Annotated in this window: 20 protein-coding genes; 12 read left to right on the top strand and 8 right to left on the bottom strand. The window is 70.1% G+C overall.

Features of this window, described 5'->3' with window-relative positions; translation table 11 throughout:
- Positions 1-7 precede the first annotated feature (7 nt).
- The 3 genes from ACG02S_RS23250 to ACG02S_RS23240 form a co-directional block, all read right to left on the bottom strand.
- Entirely contained in the window at positions 8-1,441 is a 1,434-nt protein-coding gene (locus ACG02S_RS23250; protein ID WP_394472884.1) for a circularly permuted type 2 ATP-grasp protein, read from the bottom strand.
- A gap of 147 nt (positions 1,442-1,588) precedes the next feature.
- Positions 1,589-3,598, bottom strand: a complete 2,010-nt coding sequence (locus ACG02S_RS23245) for a TonB-dependent receptor (protein ID WP_394472883.1) — start codon at positions 3,596-3,598, stop codon at positions 1,589-1,591.
- 75 nt (positions 3,599-3,673) lie between these two features.
- Positions 3,674-3,985 (bottom strand): hypothetical protein, encoded by a 312-nt coding sequence (locus ACG02S_RS23240; protein WP_394472882.1) that lies wholly within the window; start codon positions 3,983-3,985, stop codon positions 3,674-3,676.
- A gap of 49 nt (positions 3,986-4,034) precedes the next feature.
- Here ACG02S_RS23240 and ACG02S_RS23235 point away from each other — a divergent pair, with 49 nt between their 5' ends.
- Complete coding sequence (locus tag ACG02S_RS23235; protein WP_394472881.1) at positions 4,035-5,231, top strand: M20 aminoacylase family protein; 1,197 nt, start codon at positions 4,035-4,037, stop codon at positions 5,229-5,231.
- Positions 5,228-5,770 carry a DUF1415 domain-containing protein gene (locus ACG02S_RS23230; protein WP_394472880.1) on the top strand — a complete coding sequence of 181 codons (543 nt, stop codon included), beginning with the start codon at positions 5,228-5,230 and terminating at the stop codon, positions 5,768-5,770. The genes ACG02S_RS23235 and ACG02S_RS23230 overlap by 4 nt, the downstream gene beginning before the upstream one ends.
- Positions 5,771-5,932: 162 nt before the next feature.
- Here ACG02S_RS23230 and ACG02S_RS23225 read toward each other — a convergent pair whose 3' ends face one another.
- Positions 5,933-6,334, bottom strand: a complete 402-nt coding sequence (locus tag ACG02S_RS23225) for a hypothetical protein (RefSeq protein ID WP_394472879.1) — start codon at positions 6,332-6,334, stop codon at positions 5,933-5,935.
- Between the two features lie 170 nt (positions 6,335-6,504).
- Between ACG02S_RS23225 and ACG02S_RS23220 the strand changes: the two genes are divergently transcribed.
- Together ACG02S_RS23220 and ACG02S_RS23215 are read left to right on the top strand one after the other, a co-directional pair.
- Complete coding sequence (locus tag ACG02S_RS23220; protein WP_394472878.1) at positions 6,505-7,197, top strand: response regulator transcription factor; 693 nt, start codon at positions 6,505-6,507, stop codon at positions 7,195-7,197.
- Positions 7,198-7,205: 8 nt separating this feature from the next.
- Complete coding sequence (locus ACG02S_RS23215; RefSeq protein ID WP_394472877.1) at positions 7,206-7,748, top strand: hypothetical protein; 543 nt, start codon at positions 7,206-7,208, stop codon at positions 7,746-7,748.
- Positions 7,749-7,752: 4 nt separating this feature from the next.
- Here ACG02S_RS23215 and ACG02S_RS23210 read toward each other — a convergent pair whose 3' ends face one another.
- Positions 7,753-9,522, bottom strand: a complete 1,770-nt coding sequence (locus tag ACG02S_RS23210) for a sensor domain-containing diguanylate cyclase (RefSeq protein WP_394472876.1) — start codon at positions 9,520-9,522, stop codon at positions 7,753-7,755.
- Between the two features lie 66 nt (positions 9,523-9,588).
- Positions 9,589-11,973 carry a sensor histidine kinase gene (locus ACG02S_RS23205; protein ID WP_394472875.1) on the bottom strand — a complete coding sequence of 795 codons (2,385 nt, stop codon included), beginning with the start codon at positions 11,971-11,973 and terminating at the stop codon, positions 9,589-9,591.
- Between the two features lie 101 nt (positions 11,974-12,074).
- On the opposite strand from ACG02S_RS23205, the gene ACG02S_RS23200 reads away from it, so the two are divergent.
- From ACG02S_RS23200 to ACG02S_RS23185, 4 genes are all read left to right on the top strand, one after another.
- Positions 12,075-12,617 (top strand): ECF-type sigma factor, encoded by a 543-nt coding sequence (locus tag ACG02S_RS23200; protein WP_394472874.1) that lies wholly within the window; start codon positions 12,075-12,077, stop codon positions 12,615-12,617.
- A 2-nt stretch (positions 12,618-12,619) separates the two neighbouring features.
- Positions 12,620-15,484, top strand: coding sequence for a protein kinase domain-containing protein (locus tag ACG02S_RS23195; protein WP_394472873.1), 2,865 nt, complete (start codon positions 12,620-12,622; stop codon positions 15,482-15,484).
- A gap of 55 nt (positions 15,485-15,539) precedes the next feature.
- Positions 15,540-16,823 carry a lysophospholipid transporter LplT gene (gene lplT / locus ACG02S_RS23190; protein WP_394472872.1) on the top strand — a complete coding sequence of 428 codons (1,284 nt, stop codon included), beginning with the start codon at positions 15,540-15,542 and terminating at the stop codon, positions 16,821-16,823.
- Between the two features lie 205 nt (positions 16,824-17,028).
- Positions 17,029-17,352, top strand: coding sequence for an excalibur calcium-binding domain-containing protein (locus ACG02S_RS23185; protein ID WP_394472871.1), 324 nt, complete (start codon positions 17,029-17,031; stop codon positions 17,350-17,352).
- Positions 17,353-17,400: 48 nt separating this feature from the next.
- Here ACG02S_RS23185 and ACG02S_RS23180 read toward each other — a convergent pair whose 3' ends face one another.
- Positions 17,401-18,642, bottom strand: coding sequence for a glycosyltransferase family 4 protein (locus ACG02S_RS23180; RefSeq protein WP_394472870.1), 1,242 nt, complete (start codon positions 18,640-18,642; stop codon positions 17,401-17,403).
- 21 nt (positions 18,643-18,663) lie between these two features.
- Between ACG02S_RS23180 and ACG02S_RS23175 the strand changes: the two genes are divergently transcribed.
- From ACG02S_RS23175 to asd, 3 genes are read left to right on the top strand one after another with little or no spacing between them, the layout of a single operon-like run.
- Complete coding sequence (locus tag ACG02S_RS23175) at positions 18,664-19,377, top strand: hypothetical protein (protein ID WP_394472869.1); 714 nt, start codon at positions 18,664-18,666, stop codon at positions 19,375-19,377.
- Complete coding sequence (locus ACG02S_RS23170; protein ID WP_394472868.1) at positions 19,377-21,023, top strand: aminotransferase class III-fold pyridoxal phosphate-dependent enzyme; 1,647 nt, start codon at positions 19,377-19,379, stop codon at positions 21,021-21,023. Before ACG02S_RS23175 ends, ACG02S_RS23170 begins: the two co-directional genes overlap by 1 nt.
- Positions 21,024-21,030: 7 nt before the next feature.
- Positions 21,031-21,927 carry an archaetidylserine decarboxylase gene (gene asd, locus ACG02S_RS23165; protein WP_394472867.1) on the top strand — a complete coding sequence of 299 codons (897 nt, stop codon included), beginning with the start codon at positions 21,031-21,033 and terminating at the stop codon, positions 21,925-21,927.
- Here asd and ACG02S_RS23160 read toward each other — a convergent pair.
- On the bottom strand, positions 21,920-22,816 hold the full coding sequence (locus ACG02S_RS23160; RefSeq protein ID WP_394472941.1) for a UDP-2,3-diacylglucosamine diphosphatase: 897 nt from the start codon (positions 22,814-22,816) through the stop codon (positions 21,920-21,922). The genes asd and ACG02S_RS23160 overlap by 8 nt on opposite strands.
- 129 nt (positions 22,817-22,945) lie before the next feature.
- Here ACG02S_RS23160 and ACG02S_RS23155 point away from each other — a divergent pair, with 129 nt between their 5' ends.
- Entirely contained in the window at positions 22,946-23,164 is a 219-nt protein-coding gene (locus ACG02S_RS23155) for an FAD-binding domain-containing protein (RefSeq protein WP_394472866.1), read from the top strand.
- The last annotated feature ends 219 nt before the right edge of the window (positions 23,165-23,383 follow it).

Here is a 23,383-nt window from a genome sequence, read left to right as displayed (position 1 = left end):
GTCTCCCTCAGTCTTCCAGCACCCAGGTGTCCTTGGTGCCGCCGCCCTGGCTGCTGTTCACCACCAGGGAGCCCGCCTTCAGCGCGACGCGCGTCAGCCCGCCCGGCACCATGCGCACCGACGAACCCGACAGCACGAAGGGTCGCAGATCAATGTGACGCGGCGCGATGCCGCTCTCGACGAACGTCGGGCAGGTGGACAGCGACAGCGTCGGCTGCGCGATGTAGTTGCCCGGGTTGGCCACCAGCTGCGCGCGAAATGCCTCAATCTCGGCCTTGGTCGCCGCCGGCCCCACCAACATGCCGTAGCCGCCCGCGCCGTGCACCTCCTTCACGACCAACTCGGACAGGTGCGCCAGCGTGTAGGCGAGGTCGTCCTTCTCGCGGCAGACGTAGGTGGGCACGTTCTGCAGGATGGGTTTCTCGCCGAGGTAGAACTCGATCATCTTCGGCACATAGGGGTAGATGGACTTGTCGTCCGCGATGCCCGTGCCGATGGCGTTGGACAGCGTCACCTTGCCCGCCTTGTAGGCGTCCACCAGGCCCGCACAGCCCAGCTGTGAATCGGCGCGGAATACGGTGGGGTCGAGGAAGTCGTCGTCCAGCCGGCGGTAGATCACGTCCACGCGCTTCGGCCCGCGCGTGGTGCGCATGTAGACGAATCCGCCATCGACGAACAAGTCCTGACCCTCGACCAGCTCCACGCCCATCTGCTGCGCGAGGAAGGCATGCTCGAAGTAGGCCGAGTTGTACATGCCCGGCGTCAGCACGACGACGGTCGGGTCGGACACGCCCGGGGGCGCCACGCTGCGCAGCGTGTCCAGCAGCAGGTCCGGGTAGTGCGCAACCGGCGCGATGCGGTGGCTGACGAACAGCTCGGGGAAAAGCCGCATCATCATCTTGCGGTTCTCCAGCATGTAGCTGACACCGCTGGGCACGCGCAGGTTGTCTTCCAGCACGTAGTACTGGCCGCTGCCGTCCGGGTGGCCAGCGCGCACGATGTCGACGCCGGCGATGTGGCTGTAGACGCCGCCCGGCACGTCCACGCCCATCATCTCCTTGCGGAACTGGGCGTTGTTCAGTATCTCGTCGGCGGGCACGATGCCGGCCTTCAGGATCTCCTGGTCGTGATAGACGTCGTGGATGAAGCGGTTCAGCGCCGTCACACGCTGAGCCAGGCCGGCCTGCATGGACGTCCATTCGGCCGCCGGGATGACCCGCGGGATCAGGTCGAACGGGATCAGCCGCTCGGTGCCCTCCCCGGAATCCTTGTCGCCATAGACAGCGAAGGTGATGCCGACGCGGCGGAAGATCAGCTCCGCCTGTTCGCGCCGTTCGCGCATCAGGGACTCGGGCTGGTCGGCCAGCCAGCGGGCGTAGGACTCGTAATGCGCCCGGGTGTTGGACCCCGCGGCGTTCATTTCGTCAAAGGCGGTCTGCATCGTTGCTCCTCGTGCGAGCCTGGCGACGCAAGTTCCGCGCCAACTTTGGGCGGCGGCTTGTGGTGCACGCGGCACCAAAGTTGCACATCCCGCCCGTGGAGCAAGCGCCGAGGCACCACGGTTATACCCGGCGCCCCGGCGGCCGCATCAGAACCTGACCTGCAACCCCGTGCTGGCCGAGCGCCCGGCCTGCGGCGACAGGTCGCGGATGGTGGGCACCGCGGTCGCGTTGTAGGCCAGCTTGTTGCCGAGGTTGTCCAGCTTCAGGTACCACAGCGCCTCGGTCTGGCCCCAGCGCAGCTGGCGCGCGACGCTCAGACGCACGGTGCCGTAGCCGGCGGTGGCGGTATCGAACTGCGCGACGCGGGTCTGGCGTGCGGCGCCGCGCCACTCCAGCCGTCCGGACCATTCGCCCCACTTTCCTTCCAGCCCCAGCATCGCCCGCAGTGGCGCCAGCCGCGGCAGCGGCTCGCCGGTCTGCGTGTTCTCGCCCCGCACCGCGTCCAACTGGCCCAGCAGCGCGACGGCCGGGTGAGCCTGCCAGCGCGCCTCCAGCTCCACACCGCGCAGTTTGGCGGGCACGGCCTGGAAGGCGTAGACCGGCACCATCTCACCGTCGTTGTCCACCTCGTCACCGGTGGCCTGCAGGGCGATGTAGTTGGAGAAGCGCGTCTGGAAGGCATTGACGTGCACATGGCTGTCGCCGCCCTCCCACTTCAGGCCGAGGTCGGCGCCGTGCGAGCGCTCCAGGCCCAGGCTGGCGTCGCCGCGCTCGAACGCCGCGCTGGCCACGTGCAGGCCGTTGGCAAACAGCTCGTAGTACGCCGGCGCGCGCTGCGTGCGGTTCAGGTTGGCGCTGACACTCCAGGACTTGTCCAGCGGCAGCACACCGCTGAATGCCAGGCTCAGCGGGCTGAACTGGCGCTCTGCGGCGGCGCCGAAGCGGTCGCCACCGTCGGAGCTGACCGTCACCCGCTCCGTGCGCGCGCCGGCCGACCAGTCCACGCCGCCCAGCTTCGCCTGCTCCAGCACGAAGACGCCGGTGCTGCGCGTGCGCGTGCTGGGCACGAAGGCTTCCTCGCCCAGCGCCGAAAAGTCCAGCGACTCGGTCTGCACGCCCACGATGCCGCGCAGTGGGCCCAACGGGGCGTGCTCCACCTCCAGCCGACCGTCCGTGCCACGGCTCTTGAACGTGGTGCCGACCTCGTCACCTTCCATCTCCGTGTGTTCGTAGCGGTTGCGGCTGAGCTGCCAGCTGATACGGTGCACCGGACCCTCCGTGGCGGCCCATTCACCGGCCGTGGCCAGGCGCTGGCGCTGCATCTTGATGGTCACGTCTGCCTCGGCGGTGGTGCCGTAGTCGGTGTGGAAATCGTCCACCGACACGCCGGCAAAGCCGCCCTGGAAGAACACCGATCCGCCCACCGCGCCGCCGTGGCTTTTGGCCGCCGAGTTGCGCACGCTGGTGCGGCTCTCGCTGCCGTCTTCGGTGGGGCTGCTGAAGCGCGGCGTGCGCAGGTCGTCGGCATCGCGGCCGGCCAGGTCCACATGCCACCCGAAGCCTGAATTGGCCTGGCCGCTGCCGCCGTCCAGTACCACGGCCCCGCTCTTGTCGCGGGCGGCGCCGCCCAGGCGCACTTCCGCCGCGCCGCTCAGGCCCGACGTGAACATGCGCGGGATGCGGTTGTCCAGCGTGTTGACGACACCGCCCACCGCGTTGCCGCCGTACAGCAGCGCGGTCGCGCCGCGCAGCACCTCGACCTTGTCGATGACCAGCGGGTCGATGGCCACGCCGTGGTCGAAGCTGAGGTTGGACGCATCGACCGACGCGCCAGAGTTGTTGAGGATGCGCACCCGGTCGCCGTCCAGCCCGCGGATGCTGGGCCGGCTGGCGTTGGGGCCGAAATTGGTGGCCGCCACGCCGGGCAGGCCCTGCAGCGTGTCGCCGAGGTTGGCAGCGCGGGTCAGCACCAGCTGGTCGCCGCTGAGCGAATCGCTGGGCTGGGCCAGCACCTGGCTCTTCAGCGGGTTGCCGGTGACGACGACCTTGTCGAGCGACTCCGTGGGGGCGGCAGATGCCGATGTGGAGGGAGATTGGGCCTGAGCGACCAGGGTGAAGCAGGCAGCCGCGATGGGCGCCAAGACGTGCAAACGCATGGAGGAGACTTCCGAAATCTGAAAACGCAAAGCGCGCGCACCGCCGGGAGCGGCGTGCGCGACAGGACTTGGGGTTCAGACGAAAGCGGGAGGGGCGCGTGCCGGCGGCAGGCCCAGGCGGGTGTGGCCAGGCGCGACGCTGGCGCCGGCGCCGGGCGCCGCGTGGCGGGCCGGGCTGGCAGGCAGCGCCGCCGGCTCGGCGACTGGCGCGCCTGCACCCAACTGGGCGGCGGTCAGGCACAGGTCGCAATGGACCAGATGGGCAACGCCGTCGTCCTGGCGATCGCCGACGTGCGACAGCGCGTGCGCCCCGGCCATCGCCTGGGCGATGGGCAGGATCAGGGCCAGCCACAGAAGCCAGCCGCGAAGGTTGCGGCGCATGTTCACGGCCGCAATCCTAAACTCGGCCTCTCACAGCGCCTGAAGTCACGCCGTCATGAAGCTCATCGACACCATCCTCGCCGACGCGCCCGAGATCACGGCCATCCGCCGCGACCTGCACAAGCACCCTGAACTCTGCTTCCACGAAGAACGCACCGCCGACGTCATCGCGAAGGCGCTGACCGACTGGGGCATTCCCGTCCACCGCGGCCTGGGCAAGACAGGCGTGGTGGGCATCGTCAAGAACGGCACGTCCGACCGCGCCGTGGGCCTGCGCGCCGACATCGATGCGCTGCCCATGACCGAGCGCAACCAGTTCCCGCATGCCAGCAGCTATCTTGGCCGCATGCACGCCTGCGGCCACGACGGCCACACCGCCATGCTGCTGGCCGCCGCCAAGCACTTGGCAAAAAACCGCAATTTCGACGGCACGGTTTACCTGGTGTTCCAGCCTGCCGAGGAAGGCGGGGGCGGCGCGCGCGAGATGATCAAGGACGGCCTGTTCGAGAAGTTCCCGATGGAGGCCATGTTCGGCGCCCACAACTGGCCCGGCATGAAGGCCGGCCAGTTCGCCGTGAAGACCGGCCCGGTGTTCGCGTCCAGCAACGAGTTCAAGATCACGCTGCGCGGCAAGGGTTCGCATGCGGCCATGCCGCACCTGGGCGTGGACCCCGTGCCGGCCGCCTGCCAGCTGGTGTCGGCCTTCCAGACCATCATCAGCCGCAACAAGCGCCCCATCGACCCGGGCGTCATCTCCGTGACGATGATCCACGCTGGCGAGGCGACCAACGTCGTGCCGGACTCGGTCGTCATGGAAGGCACGGTGCGCACCTTCACGCTGGAGCTGCTGGACCTGCTGGAGCGCCGCATGAAGGACATGACCGAACAACTGGCCGGTGCCTTCGAGCTGACGGCCGAATTCGAGTTCCGGCGCAACTACCCGCCCACGATCAACCACCCCGCCGAGAGCGACTTCGTGCGCCGCGTGCTGGCGGACATGGTGGGCGCCGACAACGTGCAGGAGTTCGAGCCGACGATGGGCGCGGAGGACTTCAGCTACTACCTGCTGGACAAGCCCGGCTGCTACTTCCTGATCGGCAACGGCGACGGCGAGCACCGCGTGGGCGGCCACGGCCTGGGTCCTTGCATGCTGCACAACCCCAGCTACGACTTCAACGACGACCTGATTCCGCTGGGCGGCTCCATGTGGGTCCGCATGGCTGAAGAGTGGCTGAACACGCCGAAACCATGAAACACGATCAAGTCATCGCCGACACACGCGACTGGGTCATCAAGGCCGTCATCGGCCTGAACCTGTGCCCGTTCGCCAAGGCCGTGCACGTCAACGAGCGCATCCGCTACGTCGTCAGCGACGCGACCGAGCCCGAGGCGCTGTTGAAGGACCTGGCCCGCGAGCTGCTGGCGCTGAACCGCGCCGACCCGGACGAGATCGACACCACACTGGTGATCCACCCCCGCGTGCTGACCGACTTCCTGGACTTCAACGATTTCCTGGATGCTGCCGACGCGCTCGTGGAAGAGCTGAAGCTCGACGGCATCCTGCAGATCGCCGACTTCCACCCGGACTACCAGTTCGCCGACAACGAGCCCGGCGACATTGCCAACTACAGCAACCGCTCGCCCTACCCCACGCTGCACATCCTGCGCGAGGACAGCATCGAGCGCGCCGTCGAGTCCATGCCGGACACCGCGTCCATCTACGAGAACAACCTCGCCACGCTGGACAAGCTCGGCCACGAGGGCTGGGCGACGCTGGGCCTCAAGCGCTGAAGCCTCTTCGGGCCGAGCGCCGTCCCCTCGGAGGCTGAAGCCGGACACATGGCGCCCAGCGGGCGACATGTGCTTGCCAAGGAGTTGCGGCACTGCCGCAGCGCGGTCTGCAAGACCGGCTGGACTCGCCCGCATTCAGCGCGGCGAGACCCGACGAGGGGCTCACTCCTTCACCCAGGAGAAGCCGCCGGCACCTTTCTTCGGCGAGTTGGCGCGCGTGCGAAGCACCGCGTCGAAGCCGCTCTTGCCGCCGTTCCAGATCGCGGTCAGCAGGCTCACCACGTCCTCGCGCGTGTAGGCGTCCAGGTCGGGGCGGAACTGCTTGATGGCGGCGGCCAGCATGTCGCGCGGCAGGCGCGGGTGCGTGGCCAGCACGATGAACATCGCGGCATGCAGGTCGGGCCAGGCGGCGCACAGCCGCTGAATGCGTGCCAGCGCTTCGGCTGGCGCCGTGCGGTGGCCCGGCAGCAGCCAGCCGATCACGTCATCGGTTTCGCCGTCGCCGCCCGCGCCTGTTTCGCCGGCTCCACCTGCTTCGCCTTCCTCGCTGCCGGTATCGGCCATGTGTGTCTCCTCGCGGGGCTCTGTGGCCCCGGTGTGACACTGTGCCGCGCCGATGTCAAGCCTGGCTGACCGAGGGCTTGCGCAATACCTCACGGCGCACGGCACAAAACGAGACCTGACGCCTCAGTCATGCGGCAAACTCCGCGATTGCTCTGACGCCCCCCGCCGCCATGCAGCCCAAGACTCTCGCCCTGATCGACGACGACGCCGAGTACTCCGAGTTCCTCACCCAGTTCCTGCAGGAGCAGCAGGGCATCGCGGTCAGCCGCTTCGACGACAGCAACGCGCTGCTGGCTGCCCCCGACGCCTTCTCGTTCGAGTTCTACCTCGTGGACCTGATGCTGCCGGGCGTCAACGGCGTGGAGCTGATCAAGATCCTGCGCCGCCGCACCGACGCCGGCGTGGTGGTGGTGTCGGGCCGGCTGGGGCCGGAGGTGTTCCGCGAGGTCATCACGGCCGGCGCCGACATGTACTTGGTCAAGCCCGTGCAGTTCGAGCAGGTGGCGCTGGCCATCGCCGCCGTGCAGCGGCGCGTGGCCAAGCCGTCAGCGGCCGATGCAGTGTGGAAGCTGGACCGCGCCAGTGGCGAGCTCATCGTGCCGGACGGCACGCGCATCCAGCTCAGCGAGGCCGATCGTCAGCTGCTGGAATGCTTCGCGCAGGCCAACGGCGAGCCGGTCACGCGCGAGGCGCTGCTGAACAAGCTGGGCCGTGAGGTGGTCGAGGGCGAGAGCGACGACGGCCTGTCCGCCACCATCTACCGGCTGCGCCGCCGCATCGAACGCGCGACGCCCACGCTGGTGCCGCTGCAAAGCAAGTCACGCGTGGGCTACGTGTTCCGAGCGCCCCTGCAGCTCATCTAGGCCGGCCCATGACGCGTCCGATGTCGCTGCCCGCGCTGTCGATGATTGCCGCCTGCGCGCTCCCCGTGATCGGCCACTCGCAGGCCGACAAGGCCTGGCCCCATGGCAGCTTCACGGGCGTGTTCGACAAGATGCAGGTCACGCTGACCTGCGATTCGCTGCGCGCTTGCGAGTACACCTTCGGTCCAGGCGATGCTGCGGTGCAGCCGGTGCTGCGCCGGCGGGCGCGCGACATCGCGCCGGTCGACGCCCAAGTGGCGAACAACAACCTGACCTACACGCGCGAGGCGGTGCAGGCGGACCCGGCGCTCTACACAGGCCGCGAGGGCCCGGTGCTGGCCGATCTGCGCCCGGTGCTCGAAAGTCAGGCGCGCTACCGGCAGTGCGTCAGCACAGCCGATGGCGATTGGGGCCCGCTGTGCCAGCTCGACATCACGAAGCCGGGTCTGCCGGACGCGGTGCTGCTCGTGCCGACGATGAATCCGACCTGCAATGGGCAGGCGTTCTGCGCCTACTACGCCGTGCCATTGCGGCGGCAGACGGGCGGCTGAGACCTCAGGCGACCGCGTCGCCCACGTCCTTCAGCACCACCGCATTGCGCCCACCTCGCTTGGCTTCGTAGAGCGCCGCGTCCGCCCGGGCGATCAGCGGGCCCAGTTGTTCATCGTCCGGGGAGGCCAGGCTGACGCCGATGCTGACGGTCAGCTTGCCCACCCCCGGGAAGGTCGCCGCAGCCACGGCCGTGCGGATCTTTTCGGCCGCCATGACCGCGTCCAGCGGCCCCGCCAGTTCGGGCAGCAACACCGCGAATTCCTCGCCGCCGAAGCGCGCGGCCACGTCGCTCACACGCACCGACGCCAGCAGCAGCTGACCCAGCTGGCTCAGCACCGCGTCGCCGGCCGGATGGCCGTGCGTGTCGTTGATGCGCTTGAAGTGGTCCACATCCACCAGCAGCAGCCCGTGCACGCGGCCGTTCTGCCGGCCGTAGCGTCGGTCCAGCGCGTGGGCCTCGATGAGGCGCGCATCCAGGCTGCGGCGGTTGTGCAGCCCTGTCAGCGGGTCACGCGTGGCCAGGTGCTCCAGCTGCGCGTTGGCTGCCTGCAGTTCGGCGGTGCGCTGCTGCACCTGGCTCTCCAGCGTCGCATTGGCCCGCTGCAGGTCCTGCTCGCTGCGCAGCAGCGCCTGCGCCATGGACTGCATGGCGCGGCTGAGCCCATCCAGCTCGCGCACGGCGGGTTGCACCGGAAAGTCGGGCACGCGCCGCTCGGTCTCGATGCGCGCGGCGATGCGCGCCAGCTGTTCCACCGGCTTGCTGATGCGCCGCGCCAGCAGCAGCGCCGCCAGCGTCAGCGCGGCAGCCGCAAGAACGCCCAGCAGCACCAGCTCCCGGGCCAGCGCCCGCACCGGGCGCATCGCCTGGTCCAGGGGCTGACGGGCCACGATGCGCCAGCCCAGTGCGGCCCGGGTCCGCTCCGGCAGCTGCGCCTCGCTGGTCAGGTAAGCCCTGCCGTCGCCGAACACCAGCTCGCCGTCGTAATGCCCTTGGCCCACCAGCGCGGGCAGCACGGCGCCGCCCTTGGCCTGCGCCAGCTTCATCGACTCGGGATAGAGCACGCGCCCCTCGCGGTCCAGGATCATGGCGTCGATGCGGCTGCCCGGGCTCTGCCGTCGCACGACGCTCTCCACCAGGCCGGTGACCCAGCGCCAGTGCGCATGCGACCCCACCACGCCCATCAGGCGCCCGTCGGCGCTGCGGATGGGCGCCGCGAAATCGATGAAGCGCGTGGGCTCGCCGTTGGGCAGCGCCGGCAGCATGGTGGCCAGCAGCTTGGCCTCGTGCACGTCGCCGACGAAGACGCGCTCGCGCCCGCCCATGAACCAGTCCCGTTGCGCGACGGAGCGGCCGGTCAGCATGCCGCCGGTGCCCTGCATGACGGTGCCGTCGGGCGCCACCACGCCCAGCCACGCGAACTCGTCGTGCAGCGCCTGGCGACGATCTAGCGACTCGCGCACCCGCGGCGAATCCAGCGGCCCGTCCACCAGGTGAGGCGTCGTGCTGAGCAGCTCGATCTGGCGCTCGCGGTCGCGCAGTTGCACGGCCAGCAGCTCGGCCGCGGACTGAGCCGTGGCGCGCACCGCGGCCTGCTGCGTCGTGAACAACTCGTCGGTCGCCACGTTGCCCAGATAGCCGCCCACCAGCGTCAGGATGGCCAGTGCCAGGCCGCCCAGCCACAGGCTCAGCTGCCCGCGCAGGGTGGGCAGGCGCCTGGCGGGCGCGGCGGCGGGATCGGTGCGGACGGGGTCGGTGCGGACAGGTTCTGACATCGGGATGCAACAAGCCGGGGCGGTGAAAGTCTAGGGCCCCGCATACCCCGTTGCCTGACGCGGTTATCACCCCGCCTGCGGCAATGTGAGACGCATGACCGTTCCCAGCGGCCCCGTGCGGGCCAGCTCGGCGCTGCCGCCGTGCAGGTCCATCACGCGGCGCACGATGTGCAGGCCCAGTCCGTGGGCCGCTTCCGTGCCGACATGGCCGCGCGCCCCGCGCATGAACAGCCGCGGCAGCAGTTCGCGCGGAATGCCGGGGCCGGTGTCGGCCACCTCGAACTGAAGCGCGGCGGGCTCGTCGAAGTCCATCACGTGCAGCGTCACGGGGCTGGCGCCCGGCGCGTACTTCAGCGCGTTGGACAGCAGGTTGCGCAGCGCCAGCCGCAGCAGGCTCATGTCCATCAACGCGGTGCGCGTGGCGGTATGGCGGTGCACGACGATGCGGTCGCGCTGCTCGCGCGGCAGGTCGGCGATGGTCACGGCGATCAGCGTGTCGATGTCGGTGTCCACCCGCGCGATGCTCGCGGCGACGGCTAGCAGGCTGGCGGCGGCCAGCGTGTTGTCCACACCGGCCAGCACCTGGCCCAGCACCGCCTGGGCACGCATCAGCCGCTGCTGCGCCTGATGTTCACCACGGCCGGCCAGGCTGGCGGCCGCGCTCTGCAGCGCGGCGCTGGCGTTGTTCAGCGGCTGGCGCACCTCGTGGGCCAACACGTCCAGCATCTCGGACCGCTCGCGCAGCAGCTGGTCCAGCTCCTGCACGTGGCGTTCGGTCTGGCGGCGCATCTGCTGCTCGCGCGCCAGCTCGGCGCGGCGCTCCAGCTCCTCGGTGATGTCGTCCAGCAGCGCCAGTGCGCGCAGGGGCCGGCCGTCGGTGTCGTATTCGGCCACGGCGGACACCAGCGCGTCACGCAGCCGGCCGTCGGCACCGATGAACTGCGTGGGGCAGTCGTCCACATGCCCGTCGCGCCACAGCGCCGGGCGGAATACCTCCCGCACCTGCCGGCTGGACTCCGACGTCATGAAGTCCTCCACCAGGCGGCCCAGCACCTGCTCGCGCCGGTAGCCCAGCCGCTCCAGCCAGCGGTCAGACACGCTGAGCAGCCGCCCATTCGCATCGACCGAGTGCATCAGCGCCGGGGTGGACTCGTACAGCTTGCGCAGCCGCTGCCGGTTGAGCTCCAGCTCCACCGCAGCGCGGTGGTGCTCGGTGACGTCCTGCAGCGCGCCCACCAGCCGCACTGGCGCGCCGTCGCGCCAGTCGACCTGGCCCTGCGCCAGCACCCAGATGCCGCGGCCTGACGCGGTCGTCATCGGCAGCTCCATGCTCCACGCCTCGCCGTGGCTGATGGCGCGCTGCACAGCCGCCTCGATGACGGGACGGGCCTCGGGCGCGTAGTACGAAATGGCCTCCTCCAGCGTGGGCCGGTACCCGGCCTCCAGGTCGTGCAGGCGGCAGGTCTGGTCGCTCCACACCAGCTCCTGCGTCTGCAGGTCCAGGCTCCAGCCGCCCACGCCGGCCACCCGGCCGGTGCGGTCCAGCAGCGATTTGTTCTCGTGCAGTTCCCGCTCGACGCTGATGCGGTCGGTCACGTCCTCGGCAATGCCCACGTAGCCCGCCAGCTGCCCCTCGGCGATCAGCAGCGGGCGGGCCCGCGCCCAGACCTGGCGGGTGCCCTCGTGACCCGGCCGGTGCAGCCGGTAACGCACCTCGAACGGCTGGCGGCGCGTCACGCAGCGCCGCCAGTGGTCCAGCACCGACGGCCCGTCCTCGGCGGTCAGCAGGGCCACCCAGCCATCGCCCAGCGCAGCCTGAGCCCCCAGGCCGCAGATGCGCTGCCAGACCGAGTTGGTGTAGATGAACTGCCCGGCCGCATCGGCACGGAACACGCCCAGCGGCGCCGTTTCGGCGAGCAGTTGGAAAGACTGCTCGCCGCCCCCGTCGCTCCGCGCCTGCACGCGCTCCCGCATCATCAGCGCCTCGGCCGCCACGCCGGCCAGCCGCGTCAGCGCCTCGCACTGCGCGTCGGTCAGCTCGCGCGGCTGGAAGTCGACCACGCACAGCGTGCCCGGGTGGCTGCCGTCGTCCAGCCGTATGGGCACGCCGGCGTAGAAGCGCAGCGCCGGCTCGGCCAGCACGTCGGGGTGTGCGGCGAAGCGCGCGTCCCGCAACGCGTCGCGGACCTCGAACAAGCCGTCCGCCAGCAGCGTGTGCGCGCAGAAGGTCTGGGCGCGCGGCGTCTCGCTGCGGCCGAAACCCAAGGCAGACTTGAACCACTGCCGCTTCTCATCCAGCAGGCCCAGCAACGCCACGGGCGTGCCGCACAACTGCGCGGCCAGCGCGGTCAGGTGGTCGAACAGCGGTTCGGGCTCGCTGTCCATGATGGCCAGCGCCGCCAGGCGGGCCAGGCGCCGGTCTTCGTCGGGCGGCAGGTCGGAGATGGGCATCATCGCAAGCTTAGGGCCTGTAGACGCGGCGCAAGCAAGCACGAGGGCCAGTTCACAACTCGGCAACGCAATCCGGCAACGCGTTGCGGCAAGATGCCGGCATGCCTCACGAGGACGTCGACTCCCTGATCGCTCGCGTCAACGCCGGCGAGCCCGGCGCGCAGGACGCGCTGTTCGCCACCGCCTACCCGGCCCTGCGCGAGCTGGCCCGCGCACGGCTGCGCGACAGCGGCGACCCCGGCGGCGGCCTGCACACCACGCTGCTGGTGCACGAGAGCTACCTGCGCCTCACCCGCAGCGCCCGGCTGCGCGCCGAGAGCCGCCAGGCCTTCTTCGCGCATGCCGCGCGTGTGATGCGCGAGTACATCGTCGAGGCGCTGAAGCGCCCACGCGCCGGCGAGCCACAGACGCTGGACACGCAGGCCGAGGTAGGCCTGCCCGCGGCGGCCAACGAGGTGCTGCGCGTGCACGAGGCGCTGGCCGCGCTGCAGGCCGTGGAGCCGCGGCTGGCGCAGGTCGTGGAGATGCGCTACTTCGGCGGCTACACCGAGGTCGAGATCGGCGACACGCTGGGCCTGACCGAACGCACCGTGCGCCGTGACTGGGACAAGGCGCGGCTGATGCTGCTGGCGCTGTTGCGCTGACCATGGTCCGACTGAACACCAGTGACCTGATCGCGCTGAGCCGCCTGCTGGACGAGGCGCTGGCGGTGCCGGCGCAGCAGCGCGCGGCGTGGCTGGCCGCCATCGACAACCCGCGCTGGCGTGACGAGCTGGCCCGCATGCTGGCGGACCACGCGAGGCTGGACGAAAGCGGCGCCTTCGCGACGCTGCCCCGCCTGGCCCCGCGCGAGGCCGCGCCGGGTCAGCCCGGAGAGCGCATTGGGCCGTGGCGGCTGGTGGAGGAGATCGGCCGGGGCGGCATGGGCAGCGTGTGGCGCGCCGAGCGGGCCGACGGCGTCTATGAGCGCGAGGTGGCGCTGAAGCTGCCGCGTCGCACGCGACCCGGCGACGCGGCGCTGGCCGAGCGCCTGGCCGCCGAGCTGCGCATTGCCGCGCGGCTGGAGCACCCGCTCATCGCGCGCCTGTATGACGCCGGCCTGGACGCACGGGGCCGGCCGTACCTGGCGATGGAGCTGGTGGCGGGCCTGCCGCTGCTGGAACACGCGCGGCCGCTGGACATGCCCGCGCAGCTGGGCCTGCTGGCACAGATTGCGCGAGCGGTGGCGCATGCGCACAGCCGCGGGGTCATCCATTGCGACCTGAAGCCCGGCAACGTGCGCGTGGCGGCGGATGGCACGCCGCGACTGCTGGACTTCGGCATCGCGACGCTGCGCGGCAGCGGCGGCATGGCAGCTACCAGCAGGCCGGACTCAGGCGGCCTGACGCCCACCCACGCCGCACCCGAACAGCTGGCCGGCGCGCCCGCCACCGAGGCCAGCGACGTCTACTCGCTGGGCGTGCTGGCCTACGAGATGCTGTGCGGCGAACTGCCCCACGGCCGCACCGGCGCCCGGTCAGGCGCGACGCCGCTGCCGGCCAGCGAGCGCTGCGCCGATCCGGCCCGCCAGCGCGCGCTGCGCGGCGCGCTGGATGCGCTGCTGCAGCAGGCCTTGTCGCCCGACCCCGCACAGCGGCCTGGCAGCGCATCCGCCTTCGCCGCAGCCCTGGAGCACGAACAGCAGCGCCTGGGCCCCGCCGGGCGGCGGCAGCGCCGTGCGGTGGCGACCGCCTCGCTGGTCGGCGCGGCGGTGTTCGTCGCGCTGGGCCTGGGGGCTGGCGTGGCCGTCATGCAGGCACAGCGCGCCGCGCACGCCAGCGAGCGCGAGCAGGCCGCGCGGGACTTCGTCGCCGAGGTGTTCAAGCTGCAGAGCGCCGCGGCCTCGTCCGCCGGGCAGACGCCGCAGGACCTGCTGGCGCGCAGCTCCGCGCTGATCGAGCCGCGCTTCGAGCCCGCCGCCCGCGCCGAGATGTACGGCGGCCTGAGCCGGCTGCTGGCCGACATGGGCGCGCCGCGCCTAGCCGCCGATGTGGGCAGCCGCCGTCTCGCCGCGCTGCACGACGCCAAGGCCGATGCCCGCGTGCAGGCCGACGCACTGCGCCAGCAGGCCGCCGTGCAGCTCGATGCGCGCGAGCCCGAGGCCGCCGGCGCCAGCGCCCGGCAGGCGCTGGACCTGCAGCCCGGCGACGTCGAGGCCGAGTTGCTGATGTTGCGCAGCCTCGTGGCCCGCCACCGCTTCGCCGAGGCGGCGCCGCGCCTGGCGGCGCTGGAGGCGCGGCTGCCAAGCGCTGGCGGTGGCGGCCTCGCCACGGCCTGGGCGCAGTCGCTGCGCGGCCGGCTGCTGCAGGCCGAGAACCGCCGCGACGAGGCCACGCCGCTTCTCCTGCGGTCCATCTCCACGGCGCTGGTGGCGGCGGGGCCCCACTCGCTGGACCTGGTGGCACTGCGTCTGGCCGCGGCCGAGGCGCTGCTGCCCGCCGAGCAGGCGCGCGAGATGCAGGCCCAGCTCGACGCCGCGCTGGCCACGCTGGACCGCCTGGGCGGCGCGCACGCGGTGCGCTCGGCGCTGGTGGCCGCGCGCATGGCCGCGGCGCGCTACACCGGCTTCTTCCAGATTTCTGCCGAGGAGGCGCTGGCCACCATCCGCGCCAGCCGCGCGCGCTTGGCCGAACGGGGCCAGGCCTTGCCTGACGAGATCACCGCGCCGCTGGACCTGTACGAAGCGACGGTCCTGGCCCGCCAGGGCGACGCCGCCGCCGCGCTGCCGCTGCTGGAGCGCAGCCGCGCCGCGCTGGAGTCCGACGCACGCACGCCGCCCGAGCGGCTGCGGCTGGGCCACACGCTGGGTGAGATCTACGAAACGCTGGGCCGCCACGCCGAGGCCGACCGCTACTACCGCCTGGCGCTGCAGGCCCGCATCGACGGCGGCTACGGCCAGCACCCGGTGACGGCCTTCCAGTACATGTCCGCCGCTCTGAACCTGTCGGCCGCGGGCCGCACGGCCGACGCGCTGGCCCTGCTGGACCAGGCGCCAGCCTTCCCGCCCGTGCGCGGCGAAGGCGCCGGCAACCCCAACCGCTATGCCGATCTCGTCACCCTGGCGCGCGCCCGCACGCTGCTGGACGCCGGCCGCACCGCCGACGCGCTGGCCACGCTGCCCGCGGCCCTGCTGGTGCCGGGCGCCGACCGCGTCAGCCGCTACGACGCGCAGGTGGCGCTGGCGCTGCGCGGTGAGGCGCGCTGCGCGCTGCCCGCACAGCGGCGCGCCGGGCTGGACGACCTGCAGCAAAGCCTGACCCTGGCCCGCAGGACGCGCGACGACCCGCTGGACACGGACCTGGCGCGGCTGCACGCCGTGGCCGGCCAGTGCGCGCTGGCGCTGGGCGACCCGGCGCTGGTGCGCCGCGAGGCCGAGCGGGCGCAGGCCGCCTTCACGCGGCTGCCAGCTGCCAGCGACTACCGCCAGCAGCCGCTGCGACGGCTGAAGACCGCGCTGGCCGCGTCCCGCTGAGCCGGCCGGCGGGTTTCATCGCCCCTTCACGCCGTGGTGTGACAGTGCAGCGCCCGTGCATGCCTCGATCTCCAGCGCCTCCGCCTCGCGCCCCGCGCTGCCGCGCGGCTTCGGCCTCGTCATCAGTGCGCAGTTCGCCTCCGCGCTGGCCGACAACGCGCTGCTCATCGTCGCCATCGCACTGTTGATGCAGCAGGATCTGCCACCCTGGTGGGCACCGCTGCTGAAGGTGGGCTTCACGCTGGCCTACGTCGTGTTTGCGCCGTGGGTGGGCCCGCTGGCCGACGCCTTCGCCAAGGGCCGCGTGATGGCGGCGATGAACGTCGTGAAGATGGGCGGCCTGGGCTTGCTCGCGCTGGGCGTGCACCCGGTCGCGGCGCTGGCCGTGGTGGGCCTGGGCGCAGCGGCCTACGCGCCGGCCAAGTACGGCCTCATCACCGAACTGGCCGCACCCGAGGCGCTGGTGAGGGCGAATGGCTGGATCGAGATCACTGTCGTGTCCGCCGCGCTGCTGGGCGCGGTGCTGGGCGGCGTGCTGGTGAGCCCGTGGTGGCTGGCGTCCGACCTGGCCGCGCTGGGCGACGGGCTGCGAATGCCGGCCGAACGGTTGACCGGCTCACTGGTCGCGCTGCTGCTGATCTACGCGCTGAGCAGCGGTCTGAACGCCGGCATTCCCGACAGCGGCCGGCGCCAGCGCAGCACCTCGCATGCCCCGCTGACACTGCTGCGCGAGTTCCGCGAGGCGAATCAGCTGTTGTGGCGCGATCGTGAGGGCGGGTTGTCGCTGGCAGCGACGACGCTGTTCTGGGGCGCGGGCGCGACGCTGCAGTTTGCCGTGCTGCGCTGGGCGGGCGAGGCGCTGGCGCTGCCGCTGAGCGAGGCGGCGTATCTGCAGGCGGCGGTGGCGGTGGGCGTCATTGCCGGCGCCGGTGCGGCGGGGCGCTGGCTGGCGCTGCACCAGGCACGCCTGGGCCTGTGGGCCGGCGTGGCGCTGGGCCTGCTGATGCCGGTAGTGGCCCAGGTCGGTGACGTGGTCTTGGCGGCGGTGATGCTGTGCATCGTGGGCGCGGTCGGTGGCGCGATGGTCGTTCCACTGAACGCGCTGCTGCAGCACCGCGGTGCGACGCTGCTGAGCGCGGGGCGGTCGATTGCGGTGCAGGGCTTCAACGAGAACGCGAGCGTGCTAGTGATGCTGGCCGCGTATGCGGGGTGCGAAGCGGCGGCGGTGCCGATTGCAGTGACGCTCAGCGGGTTGGGCGGGATCGTGGCGGCATCGATCCTGGTGTTGATCTGGGCGGACGCACGCAGCCGGGAAAACTCGTCGATGTCGTTGCATTGAAACGTTACTTCTGGCGGCAGTTTGTTGGCATAGTGGTTCAACTCAACAGCTGCTCGGCGCCGCCGCGGTGCCATGCCGTCAGCAGCTGTCTCGCCACATCACATGGGATGGGCTCATGCCAATAGCTCTTGGAAAACAGTTGGCCCTCGCAGCGCTCCTCGTCGCCACCACGGCATCTCAAGCCGCGCCGTTGCACAAATGCGTCATGAATGGCACCACCACCTATCAGCAAAGCCCCTGCCCCGCCAACCAGGCTCGAAAGGAGCCCACCCTGCAGGAGCTGAACGACGCCGAGAAGAAACGCAAGGCCTCTGCCGCGATCAGCTCGGCCTCGGCGGCAAGCGCCAACGCAGTCGCTCCTTCGCTTGCACCAGCCAGGGCCACCGGCTTCCACTGCGATGGCCGGCAGCACTGCTCACAGATGACGTCGTGCGCGGAGGCAAAGCAGTTCCTTGCCAACTGCCCCGGCGTCAAGATGGACGGCGACCGCAATGGCATCCCTTGCGAGAAGCAATGGTGCTCACGCTAGCGCCGCGACGGCGGTCGACGCACAGCGCTTCTCACCCATCAACAGGCCTCACGCCGCCGGCTGCAAGCTCGGCAACGTGACTGCAGGCTGCTGTCGCGCAATCGCGCTCTCAAGCACCGCCTCAAACCGCGCCGTGATGTCACTCCAGTCCAGCCGCCGCGCCGTTGCCCGCCCTTGTTCGGCGACGGCACGACGCGCCTGGGCATCGGCAGCCGCCACGCGCGTCGCTGCCACAAAGTCGGCCTCCCGGCCTGCACCCGCCAACCAGCCGTTCACGCCGCTGCGGATCAACTCACCCGCCGCTGCGCTCTCGAACGCAACGACCGCGCAGCCGCTGGCCATGGCCTCGGTCGTCACGTTGCCGAAGGTCTCGGTCAGGCTAGGGAACAGGAACAGGTCCAGCCCCGCGTAGTGCGCCGCGAGGTCGTCGCCGCTGCGCTGGCCGGCGAAATGGGCCTCGGGTGCGCGTGTGGCCAGTTCGGCTCGCAGCGGCCCGTCACCCACGAACACCAGCTTCACGTTGGGCCGCTGAGCCTTCACGGCCTCGTAGGCGGCCAGCAGCACGCCCAGGTTCTTCTCGGGAGCCAGGCGGCCGACGTAGCCCATGACCAGGTCGTCCAGCCCCGCGCCCCAGCTGGCGCGCATCGCGTCGCTGCGCCGTGCCGGATCGAAACGCTGTGCGTCGACGCCGCGCCCAACCACATGCAGGCGCTCGAAGCCGCGCTCCGCCAGCAGCACGCGCATCGTCTCGGTGGGCACCATGGTTGCGTCGCAGCGGTTATGGAACTTGCGCAGGTAGCCCATGATGGGCTTGCTCAGCAGGCCCAGGCGGTAGTGCCGGCCATAGGCGTGGAAGTTGGTGCGGTAGTCCGACGTGACCGGCAGCGCCAGGTGTTGCGCAGCCTGCAGCGCCGACCAGCCGAGCGGCCCTTCGGTGGCGATGTGGACGACGTCCGGCCGCTTCAGCGACCATAGCTTCACCAGCGCGCGTTTGCTGGGCACGCCCATGCGCAGGTTGGGGTACAGGGGTACGGGCAGGCCCTTGGTCAGCACCTCGTCGACCTCGCGGTTGCCGGTCGGCGCCCTTGACATCAGCTTGGCGGACTGCCGCGGGCGGATCAGCTGGACGTCGTGGTTGCGGCGGTGCAGGCCATCCACCACGCGGGCCATCGACATCGCGACGCCGTTGACCTCGGGCGGGTAGGTCTCCGTGACCACCGCAAGCCGGCGCGAGTGGCGCGGCGCAGGCAGGTCGTCCACCAGGATGTCGTCGGTGTCGAGGGTGTTCATGGCGCGCATGGTCAGCACTTCATGCAACAGCAAGATGACAACGCGACCGTCACGCCGATTTCACGCAAGCACCCCACCATCCGCCCCGCTTGCCACCCCATACGAGGACGGGACGACGTGAACGAGTTCTTCCAAACCCTGAAGACGCAGCGCTGGGACGACCACCGCTACTACCACCACAGCCGCATCAACCAGAGCCTGCACCTCATCAGCGCACTGAGCTTCCTGGTGGCCTACGGTCTGGTGTTCGTGAACCCGGCCTGGGCCGCGCTGCTGGCGTGGTGCGTGTCGATGACAACGCGCCAGGCGGGCCACTTCTTCTTCGAGCCACGCGGCTACGACCACGTGAACCAGGCCACCGACGAGTACAAGGAAGCCATCAAGATCGGCTACAACATCCGACGCAAGATCGTGCTGATGGCCGTGTGGGTCGCACTGCCGGCGGTGCTGTGGATGGCGCCCTCATTGGGCGGCCTGATCGAACCGGCCGTGGGCTTGCGCGGCTTCGTCGAAGACGTGGGCATGGCTTGGTTTTGTCTGGGCGTCACGGGCCTGGTGTTCCGCGTCGCGCAGCTGTGGGTCACTCAGAACCTGATGCAGGGCCTGGCCTGGGGCTTCAAGATCATCACGGACCCGTTCCATGACGTGCTGCTGTACTGGAAGTCGCCCTTCCATCTGCTGCGCGGCCAGCTGATCGACCCCATGGACCACGTGGGCCACGCCCAGGCGCATTGATGGAAGCAGCTTTCACGCTGTCGGCGCTCGCGCTCGGCGCGCTGGCGCTGCTGCCAGCCGCCAAGCGGCGCATCGAGCTGTCGCGCGCCAAGCACCGCTCGCTGGCCGGCCACTCGCGCATGGCCAAGCGGCTGGCGCGCTGGGTGCCTGGCTATGCATATGACGAGGCGCAGTTCTTCGCTGCCGACGGCGCACCGGCCGATGTGGCGGCGACGCGCAAGGCCGCGTTGCAGCGGCTGGGCGCCGAGTTCGACAAGCGCTTCGCGAAGACGTTGGCGGCCACCGAACAGGCGCGCGATGCCATTTCCGACCTGAAGTTCACGGGCCGCTACCGCGTGCCCTTCCAGTTCAGCCCAGTGCTGCGCGAGCACCTGAAGGTGGGCGCCTTCCTGCAGCACAGCGATGGCGTGCAGGTCCAGGACCTGGACGGCAACCGCCTCTACGACCTGACCGGCTCCTACGGCGTCAATGTGCTGGGGGTCGACGCCTACAAGGAATGCATCGACGAGGCCGTGGCCACGGCGCGCGCGCTGGGCCCGGTGCTCGGCGCTTACCACCCCTGCGTGCTGGACGTGCTGGCCCGCCTGAAGGCCGTCTCCGGCCATGACGAGTTCAGCTTCCACATGAGCGGCACCGAGGCGGTCATGCAAGCCGTGCGGTTGGCGCGTTATCACACGAAGAGGAAGCGCCTGGTTCGCTTTGCCGGGGCGTATCACGGCTGGTGGGAGGACGTGCAGCCCGGTCCCGGCAATCCGCTGCCGCCGCGCGAGACCTTCACGCTGCAGGACATGGCCGAGCGCTCACTGCAGGTGCTGGCCACGCGGCGCGACATCGCCTGCGTACTGGTGAACCCGCTGCAGGCGCTGCACCCCAACGTCAACGCGCCGGGTGACTCCGCGCTGATCGACGGCAGCCGTCGCGCGGCCTACGACCGCGAGGCCTACACGGCGTGGCTGAAGCAGCTGCGCGAGGTGTGCACGGCGCGCGGCATCGTGCTGATCTTCGACGAGGTGTTCGTGGGCTTTCGCCTCGCGCCCGGCGGCGCGCAGCAATACTTTGGCGTGAAGGCGGACCTTGTCACCTACGGCAAGACGCTGGGCGGCGGGCTGCCGGTGGGCGTGGTCTGTGGCAGCCGCGCGCTGATGCAGCGCTACCGCGAGGAACGGCCGGCCGACATCTGCTTCGCGCGCGGCACCTTCAATGCGCATCCCTACGTGGTGGCGGCGATGTCGGCCTTCCTGAAGCGCATGGAGCGGCCTGAGGTGCGTTCGCTGTATGACGGGCTGGACACGCGCTGGGATGCGCGCTGCGCGCGGTTCAACGCGCGGCTGCAGGCAGCCGGCGCACCGGTGCGCCTGGCCAACTTGTCAACGATCTGGACTGTCATGTACGAGCAGCCCGGCCGCTATCACTGGATGCTGCAGTTCTACCTGCGCAAGCACGGCTTGGCCCTGAGCTGGGTCGGCACCGGCCGGCTGATCTTCAGCCTGAACTACGGCGACGCCGAGTTCGACGAAGTCATGGACCGCTTCGTCGCCGCCTGCGGCGAGATGCGCGCCGATGGCTGGTGGTGGACCGCGCCCGAGCTGACGGCCAAGACCATCCGCCGCAGCGTGTTCCGCGAGATGCTGGCACAGAAGTTTTGAGGGCGACATGAACGACACCACCGCAGCACCGCTGCAGCGCGGCTTGCTCGCCCGGCTGGGTGCGCAGGAAGACCTGAACTTCCTGCTGACCAACCGCATTCCGCGCATCGCCGCAACGCGGCTGATGGGCCGCATCGCCAACATCGAGAGCCCGGCGTTCACGCGGCTGGCGCTTCGGCTGTGGCAGTGGTTCACGCCGCTGGATCTGAGCGAAGCGAAGCACCAACGCTTCACGTCCATCAAGGACTGCTTCACGCGCGAGCTGAAGGACGGCGCGCGGCCGTTCGATATGCGGCCCGACGTGTTCGCCAGCCCCTGCGACGCCATCGTCGGCGCAACAGGCGTCGTGCAGCGAGGCCAGGTCTACCAGGCCAAGGGTTTCCCGTACTCGACCGCGGAGCTCTTCGGCCCGACGCAGGACGCCAGCGTCTTCGAGGGCGGCCGCTTCATCACGCTGCGACTCACGTCGGCGATGTACCACCGCTTCCACGCACCGGCCGATGGCACGGTGGAGCACGTGACCTACCTCAGCGGCGACACCTGGAACGTCAACCCGGTCGCGCTGAAGCGCGTGGAGCGGCTGTTCTGCCGCAACGAGCGCGCCGTCGTGCGGATGCGGCTCCGTGGTGGTCAGCCCGTCGCACTCGTACCGGTGGCCGCCGTGTTGGTGGCCAGCATCCGCCTGCACTGGCTGGACGTGCTGCTTCACATCGGCCTGGATTTGGAGTCAAAGGGCGCCAACGAGATGCCCTGCTCGGCGCCGCACGCGAAGGGCCAGGAGATGGGCTGGTTCGAGCACGGCTCGACCATCATCGTTTTCGTGCCGCGGGGCTTCGAGCTGGCCGAGGGCATCGCCCACGGCGCGTACATCCGCGCCGGTCAGGCGCTGCTGAAGATCAGCTGAGGGCAGACTCGGGTTCGGCGGTCGCGCTTGCCCCCACCGGCACCGGCATGACGACCGGCGCCGCCGGCCTGGTCTTCACCGCAGGCAATATGCCCGGTAGCGCGGCCTGGTCGCCGCGGTCGATGATCTCCAGCCGGCCGTCGAAGTGCTCGACCAACGCAGTCAGGCTCTCCACCCAGTCGCCATCGTTGCAGTACAACACGCCGTCGATCTCGCGGATCTCGGCATGGTGGATGTGACCACACACGACGCCATGTGCGCCGCGCTTCTTGGCTTCGCGCGCCACCGCGTTCTCGAACTCATTGATGTAACTGACCGCGCGCTTGACCTTGTGCTTGAGGTAGCGCGACAGGCTCCAGTACGGGAGGCCGCACTTGGCGCGCAGCCGGTTGAACCAGCGGTTGACCTTGAGGGTGAACTCGTAAGCCAGGTCCCCCGCGATGGCGAGCCAGCGCGCGCACTGGATGACACCGTCGTACAAGTCGCCGTGCGTGACCCACAGCCGCTTGCCGTCCGCGGTCACGTGCATGGCTTCTTCCATCACATCCACGCCGCCGAAGTTGTGCATCAAATACTTGCGCGCGAACTCGTCATGGTTGCCCGGGATGAAGATGACCCGCGTGCCCTTGCGCGCCTTGCGCAGCAGCTTCTGAACCACGTCGTTGTGCGGCTGCGGCCAGTACCAGCTGCGCCGCAGCTGCCAGCCGTCGATGATGTCGCCCACGAGGTAGAGCGTCTCGCACTCGACATCTCGCAGGAAGTCGAGCAGGGCCTTGGCCTGGCACCCGGGCGTGCCCAGGTGGAGGTCAGAGATCCAGACGGTGCGTACCGACAGCGAGGGCGTGTCGGCGGCAGTCCCATCAGCGGCTTGGGGGTCGTTCGTCGGCATGCCGGCATGCTGACGGTCGGTCATGACGCGATAGTGACCGTGGTTTCCAGACCATGGCCTTGAAGCGCTTGAAGCTCGAACGCAGACCTGACGCGAATACCGAGTTGTCGCCGAACGTTAGGCACAGAAATGTTGTCTATAAATCGCCGTCGACCTTTGCCATCGGCGGCAAGTCGCCGCGAATGCTCCGAGCTTGCCGCGCTGGACGACCGAGCCATCCACGCCCCATGGGCGCGAGCGCCACTCGAAATGCAGGGGATCGACTACCCCAAACCCATCGTCGACCATGCTGAAGCGCGAGAGCAGACGCTGAGGCGATATGGGGTCGTCAAGGGCAAGACAACTTGAGGTGCCTGCACTGCTTGGGGGTTGGCAAGAGATGCGTGGCGATGGCACACCTGACGAGAAGATTCGGCGCAGAAGCCACGACGCCACCAAAGCAGCGATTGGAACCAGGCGACCACTGCCGCTCTGTCAGTTGCGTTCCGAATTCCCAAAAGCAAAACCCCCACCATCTTTCAATGGTGGGGGTTGGCTCAATAAATAGCCTGACGATGACCTACTTTC

Origin of the sequence: Pelomonas dachongensis, assembly GCF_043555865.1 — a bacterium.
Lineage (GTDB): Bacteria > Pseudomonadota > Gammaproteobacteria > Burkholderiales > Burkholderiaceae_C > Pelomonas > Pelomonas dachongensis.
Note: the sequence above shows the minus strand (reverse complement) of the source record. Positions and strands in the feature narration are given on the sequence as shown.